Source organism: Morganella sp. EGD-HP17, from assembly GCF_000512315.2.
In the GTDB taxonomy this organism is placed as follows: domain Bacteria; phylum Pseudomonadota; class Gammaproteobacteria; order Enterobacterales; family Enterobacteriaceae; genus Morganella; species Morganella morganii.
Map to the genome: position 1 here is coordinate 1 of NZ_AZRH01000034.1, position 6,045 is coordinate 6,045.

The window sequence follows — 6,045 nt, forward strand, 5'->3', positions numbered from 1 at the left end:
TGCGGAGCGGTAGTTCAGTTGGTTAGAATACCTGCCTGTCACGCAGGGGGTCGCGGGTTCGAGTCCCGTCCGTTCCGCCAACATTTAGGGGCGTAGTTCAATTGGTAGAGCACCGGTCTCCAAAACCGGGTGTTGGGAGTTCGAGCCTCTCCGCCCCTGCCATTTACTTGATAAGTAATAACTAAAGATCTTTATTTATTAATAGCCCGGTTCGTTATGAACTGGGTTTTTTATTATCTGAATTTCGCCTTCTTATGTATCGTATCCTGCCGAATTTCCTTTCTTTTTTGCAACCACTCCTTTCAATGCAACAGTTACTTACCGCACTATCTATCTTTAAAATCATCAGTAACCGGCGTTATACCGGTATTGCGATTAATTGGCCGATAAGTCCCTGCTGATCACTGTTCTGTAGCCAGACAGCGTACAGAGGCTTTGTAATCAGGTCATTATCCACGGGGTTCAGTTCGGGATATATTTTTTTCCAGTGTGCCGGTAAATAAGTGACAGATGATGTCACTGACAGTAATTGTTTTGCCTGAAAAGCAGACGATGTTGTCAGAACCGGAGACTGGCAGCGGGTGAAAACAGCCTCATCATGCTGCTGAAAATCTGCACTCCATTCCAGGCGGATAAGGCCCGGAGGATTTTCTGCCGACAGCGGTTGTATGCTGAACAGCTGAAGTGTGATTTCTCCGACAATCTCACTTTTCAGTTCATCCATTTTTGGTTGTTCAGTAGAGATCAGTAAATCCAGCTCCCGTGCATGTAATTGTTTTACCAGAGACTGGCGGGATGCGATTCTGGTCTCCAGGCGCAGATCTGCATGTGATTGGTAGATCTGTCCGAGCCAGGGGGTCAGACAAGCTTCCCACAATGATGCAGTCGCTCCGATGGAAAGCGGGTTGTGTACAGAGGCATGATTAATTTCCTGTTTTGCCAGTTGCCAGGTATTGATCAGCGCTTCGGCATAAGGTACTAACCGCTCGCCGGCGGCTGTCAGGCGGATATTATTCCGGTGGCGGGTAAAAAGATTTGCCCCGAGATTTGTCTCTAACTGCCTGATCCTAAAGCTGACTGCAGATTGTGTAAGGTATAAGGATTCAGCCGCACGCCCGAAGTGACGGGTTTTACTGACCTCCAGAAAGGTTTTCAGTAATTCTGTATCCACTGGTATCTCCAAAAATTTTTGTCGTTATGATTTAAATATTTTGTTTTACAGAATCCTAATGCTATCTAATACTCCGCGCCATAAAGAGTATGTCAGTAGAGAATTAGGAGTGTGTCAGATGGCAGAAAGCTTTATCACGACTAATCGTTTTTTTGATAATAAACATTATCCTCGTGGTTTTTCACGCCATGGTCATTTCACCATAAAAGAAGCTCAGTTACTTGAGCGCCATGGTTTTGCTTTCAACGAACTGGATATGGGTAAACGCGCCCCCCAGACGGACGAAGAAAAACAGTTTGTTTCTGTATGCCGTGGTGAGCGTATGCCGGAAACAGCAGAAGAAAAAGTGTGGATTAAGTATCTGGAGCGTATTCGCAAACCAAAACGCTTCCACACGCTGTCCGGTGGTAAACCTCAGATCGATCCGTCGGAAGACTATACCGACACAGATGATTAATATCATCAGAAATAATAAGTTAAAAGGGGCATTCGTGCCCCTTTCTTTTTTTAAGAGACCGCCTGCTGCAGTTTATGGATTAATCTGTCCATTACCCGGTAACTGAGTGCTTCCAGTATATCTTTTCGTGATACCTGTCCTCCTTCATCCCGCAGATCGGCAATAGTTCTGCTGACGCGCAGTATACGGTGCCATGCCCGCACAGACAGATTAAGTTGCGTCAGTGCATCCTCAAGAAAACGGGCATCCTGTGCTGATAGTGCACACACCTCCTCTGTTTCTTTGCCTGACAGCCCCGAGTTCAGTTTTCCCTGGCCGTTACGGCGGTATTGTTGTTGGCGTGCGGACTGCACCCGTGCTTTTACCTGCTCATGAACCGGCGGATCTTTTTCTGTCCGGCTCAGTGTTCCGGGCGGCAGCATCGGCACTTCAATTGATAAATCAAACCGGTCCAGAAACGGTCCTGAGATGCGGGAAAGATAGCGCAGAAGCTGCTGAGGGCCGCTGCGGTTATGTATGCCCTGATAATGGCCCGTCGGGCTGGGATTCATCGCAGCAATAAGCTGTATACGGGCAGGAAAACACACTTTTGCTTTAGCTCTGGAAATAATGATTTCTCCGGATTCAAGCGGTTCACGCAGAGAATCCAGTGATTTACGGGAGAATTCAGGGAGTTCATCAAGAAAAAGGATGCCGTGATGTGCCAGCGATATTTCTCCCGGCAGCGGAATACTGCCGCCACCGGTGAGTGCCGCAGAGGATGCGGTATGATGTGGTGCCCTGAACGGACGCTGGGGCCATTTATTTTGTTCTGATGAGGTTTGGGTCAGGCTCCGGATTATCGCCACGTCAAGAGCTTCCTGAGCGGTTAACGGAGGGAGCAGTGTTCCCAGCCGGCTGGCCAGCATGGTTTTTCCGGTACCGGGCGGGCCGAGCAGGAGCAAATTGTGCCCGCCGGCTGCACTTATTTCCAGAACCCGTTTGGCGTGTTTCTGGCCGGTAATATCATCAATACTTGTACCGTTATCATTTTCTGTTTTTCCCGCCAGGTGGCTGTTTTCATTCAGTTCCTGCTGCTGATGAAAAAAAGCAGCAACCTGCAGTAAATTATCCGCCATCAGCGCCGAACCGGCAGGCAGAATACATAATTCATCATTATGCTGTTTTGATACCACAGCCTGCCTTCCTGACTGACGGGCAGCCAGCACTGCCGGTAATATTCCGCGGCAGAACCGGAGTTCTCCCGAAAGACCTAATTCCCCCGAAAACTCATAATTTTCTGCTAATTTTGCGTCTATTTGCTCAGAAGCTGAGAGTATGGCAACAGCGATAGGCAAGTCATATCGCCCGCCTTCTTTGGGCAAATCCGCCGGGGCAAGATTGATAGTGACCCGCTTTGCCGGAAATTCAAATCCGCTGTTGATCAGGGCACTGCGGACCCTGTCTCTCGACTCTTTGACAGCGGTTTCCGGTAATCCCACCAGTGTTAATCCGGGCAGTCCGGCGCTGATATGTGCCTCAACGGTGACCAGTGGTGCTTCTGTCCCGATCATGGCACGGGTATAAACAATAGCAAATGACATCAGGTCATCCTGCAGTTACATAAACGAATTATCATGATGGTGATTTTTTCCATCATTTCGCAGCAAAATTCCGTTTTTTACGATGTATATCGACAGATTTTATGTATGTTGCATAAAAGTGATTTCTGTTCTGCGTGTTGCATGGAAAAACCGGGCGGCGGGGAATTAATTTCCGGGTTTCAGAATAAAAAATCTGCCACGCTTTCCATTGTGCTCCCGGGAATAGTGTTCAGAGGAAAAGTAAGTTGTACCGGAGAATGCCCCGTTTTTTCGGTGTTGTTCCGGAAGTGACGATTTTGGCAGAGGAGGATACCGCCGGATAAAAAAATAGTAGTGAAACATATCGTTAATAATGGCAGTGCACTGAATTTTATGGATTTTTATTCTTGTTGTTAAAAAAAAGACAAATAGCCGTTGTCAGGAATTCGATAACATGATAACTCTAAAATAAAGAGACCAACTGAATACGGCAGACAGAAGAATTTATCCATGAATAAGATTGTCCGAGTGATTAGCCTAATTATCGTGAGCGTGGTGGTGATTATTATCCCACCGTGCGGGGCTGCACTCGGATACGAAAATGGCTGATACGAGCCAGGATCTCACGAGAACCCCGCACCGAAAGGCGCGGGGTTTTTTTTAACCTTAAATTTATGATTTTTCACTGAAAAGAAAACGGCGGACTAAGGAGTCACACATGAACGGGGCACAGTGGTTAGTGCAGGCACTACGAACACAGGGCGTTGACACTGTGTTCGGCTACCCGGGCGGGGCGATCATGCCGGTCTATGACGCGCTGTATGACGGTGGTGTGGAGCATGTGCTCTGCCGTCATGAACAGGGGGCGGTTATGGCGGCAATCGGCTATGCACGGGCAGGGCAGAGAACGGGTGTATGTATCGCAACATCAGGGCCGGGAGCAACAAACCTTATCACCGGGCTGGCGGATGCACTGCTTGATTCAGTACCTGTTGTTGCCATCACCGGACAAGTAGGTTCATCACTGATTGGTACGGATGCCTTTCAGGAGATCGATGTGCTGGGGCTGTCTTTGTCATGCACAAAACACAGCTTCCTGGTTGAATCAATTACTGATTTGCCGCGAATTATTACCGAGGCTTTCGCGATTGCTGCAGGCGGGCGTCCGGGGCCGGTACTCATTGATATCCCGAAAGACATTCAATTACAGATTAGTGAATTTACCCCGTATTTTCTGCCGGTAAATAATGCAGAACCTCTGTCGCAGACGGCTCTCTCCCGTGCCCGGCAACTGATGCGGGAAAGCCGGAAGCCGGTGCTGTATGCCGGTGGTGGTGTCGGAATGTCAGGTGCCGTTGCACAGCTGCGGGCGTTTCTGGATGAAACCGGGATGCCGGCGGTGAGTACCCTGAAAGGGCTGGGGGCGGTCTCTCCGGATTATCCGTATTACCTCGGTATGCTCGGGATGCACGGGGCAAAAGCAGCGAACTTTGCAGTTCAGGAGGCGGATCTGCTGATTGCGGTCGGAGCCCGTTTTGATGACCGGGTAACCGGCAAGCTGAACGCATTTGCCCCGCATGCAAAGGTGATCCATGTGGATATCGATCCGGCCGAGCTGGATAAATTACGGCAGACACATGTTTCTCTTGCCTGTGATGCGAAACAGGCTCTGCCGCTGCTGTCACAGCCGCTGTCATTCCCCGCCTGGCAGCATCACGTGAAGAAACTGAAAGCAGAGCACGCGCCTGATTATTCACATGCCGGTGACAGTATTTATGCACCGCTGCTGTTATCTCAGGTATCTGCGGCCAAACCGGCAGATTGTGTGGTGACAACGGATGTCGGGCAGCACCAGATGTGGACGGCACAGCATATGACCTTTGACGGCCCGGAGAATTTTCTGACATCCGGTGGTCTGGGGACGATGGGGTTTGGTTTACCGGCAGCGATCGGGGCACAGATTGCCCGCCCGGAAGCAACCGTGCTGTGTGTTTCCGGTGATGGCTCTTTCATGATGAATGTGCAGGAACTGACCACTATCAAACGCAAACGTCTGCCGGTCAAAATCCTGCTGCTGGATAATCAGCGTCTCGGTATGGTGCGTCAGTGGCAGGAACTGTTTTTTGATAAGCGTTACAGCGAGACGGTACTGGATGACAATCCTGATTTTGTTGCCCTGGCGCGCTCGTTTGATATCCCGGGACAGCTGGTGACTGAAAAATCAGCGCTGCCGTCTGCGATTAATACCCTGTTACACCATCAGGGCCCGTATTTATTACATGTCGCCATCCGTGAAGAAGATAACGTCTGGCCATTAGTACCGCCGGGAGCGGGTAACGAACATATGTTGGAGAGCTCATTATGATGCAGCATCAGTTAGCAATTCAGGCACGTTCATGCCCGGAAATCCTGGAACGGGTTCTGCGTGTTGTGCGCCACCGCGGATTTAACGTCTGTGCCATGAAAATGGATCTGGCGAAAGGTTCCGAAGGTGATAATGTAAACATTGAGTTAACAGTTTCAAGCCTGCGGCCGCCGGCCCTGCTCTGTACACAGTTAGTTAAGCTGGCGGATGTGGCGGATGTCGAAGTTCTCACAAAAAATACACAAAATTATCAACATATTAGCTGTGCAGTATAAAGGAAAATTACAATGACAAAAAAAGCTGATTTTATTTGGTTCAATGATGAGATGGTTCCGTGGGCAGAAGCAAAAGTGCATGTTATGTGTCATGCCATGCACTACGGGACATCTGTTTTTGAAGGGATCCGCTGTTATGAGTCTCATAAGGGCCCTGTCGTTTTCCGTCATCGCGAACATATGCAGCGCCTGCATGACTCCGCCAAAATATATCG

At 49.3% G+C, this 6,045-nt stretch carries 6 protein-coding genes, 2 tRNA genes and 1 pseudogene; 7 read left to right on the forward strand and 2 right to left on the reverse strand.

Annotated elements, in window-relative coordinates; translation table 11 throughout:
- Positions 1–3: 3 nt before the first annotated feature.
- Positions 4–80: transfer RNA gene (locus X965_RS18230), tRNA-Asp, on the forward strand.
- Positions 81–86: 6 nt separating this feature from the next.
- Positions 87–162 (forward strand) — tRNA-Trp (locus tag X965_RS18235).
- A gap of 196 nt (positions 163–358) precedes the next feature.
- Here X965_RS18235 and hdfR read toward each other — a convergent pair.
- Positions 359–1,171, reverse strand: a complete 813-nt coding sequence (gene hdfR / locus X965_RS18240; protein ID WP_004241297.1) for an HTH-type transcriptional regulator HdfR — start codon at positions 1,169–1,171, stop codon at positions 359–361.
- Between the two features lie 118 nt (positions 1,172–1,289).
- On the opposite strand from hdfR, the gene X965_RS18245 reads away from it, so the two are divergent.
- Positions 1,290–1,628 (forward strand): DUF413 domain-containing protein, encoded by a 339-nt coding sequence (locus X965_RS18245; RefSeq protein ID WP_004234373.1) that lies wholly within the window; start codon positions 1,290–1,292, stop codon positions 1,626–1,628.
- Positions 1,629–1,678: 50 nt separating this feature from the next.
- Here the strand turns inward: X965_RS18245 and X965_RS18250 are convergent, their stop codons facing one another.
- Positions 1,679–3,211, reverse strand: coding sequence for a YifB family Mg chelatase-like AAA ATPase (locus tag X965_RS18250; protein ID WP_036419641.1), 1,533 nt, complete (start codon positions 3,209–3,211; stop codon positions 1,679–1,681).
- A gap of 489 nt (positions 3,212–3,700) precedes the next feature.
- Between X965_RS18250 and ilvL the strand changes: the two genes are divergently transcribed.
- The 4 genes and pseudogenes from ilvL to X965_RS18265 all read left to right on the forward strand — a co-directional run.
- Entirely contained in the window at positions 3,701–3,799 is a 99-nt protein-coding gene (ilvL, locus tag X965_RS19165; protein WP_079549161.1) for an ilv operon leader peptide, read from the forward strand.
- A 109-nt stretch (positions 3,800–3,908) separates the two neighbouring features.
- On the forward strand, positions 3,909–5,555 hold the full coding sequence (ilvG, locus tag X965_RS18255; protein ID WP_004241299.1) for an acetolactate synthase 2 catalytic subunit: 1,647 nt from the start codon (positions 3,909–3,911) through the stop codon (positions 5,553–5,555).
- Complete coding sequence (ilvM, locus tag X965_RS18260) at positions 5,552–5,830, forward strand: acetolactate synthase 2 small subunit (protein ID WP_004234381.1); 279 nt, start codon at positions 5,552–5,554, stop codon at positions 5,828–5,830. Before ilvG ends, ilvM begins: the two co-directional genes overlap by 4 nt.
- A 12-nt stretch (positions 5,831–5,842) precedes the next feature.
- Positions 5,843–6,045, forward strand: a pseudogene (locus X965_RS18265) (branched chain amino acid aminotransferase); the annotation flags it as partial.

Coding starts and splice junctions, on each gene's coding strand:
- X965_RS18250 (WP_036419641.1), bottom strand. CDS start 3,211: ATGTCATTTGCTATTGTTTATACCCGTGCCATGATCGGGACAGAAGCA.
- ilvL (WP_079549161.1), top strand. CDS start 3,701: ATGAATAAGATTGTCCGAGTGATTAGCCTAATTATCGTGAGCGTGGTG.
- ilvG (WP_004241299.1), top strand. CDS start 3,909: ATGAACGGGGCACAGTGGTTAGTGCAGGCACTACGAACACAGGGCGTT.
- X965_RS18245 (WP_004234373.1), top strand. CDS start 1,290: ATGGCAGAAAGCTTTATCACGACTAATCGTTTTTTTGATAATAAACAT.
- ilvM (WP_004234381.1), top strand. CDS start 5,552: ATGATGCAGCATCAGTTAGCAATTCAGGCACGTTCATGCCCGGAAATC.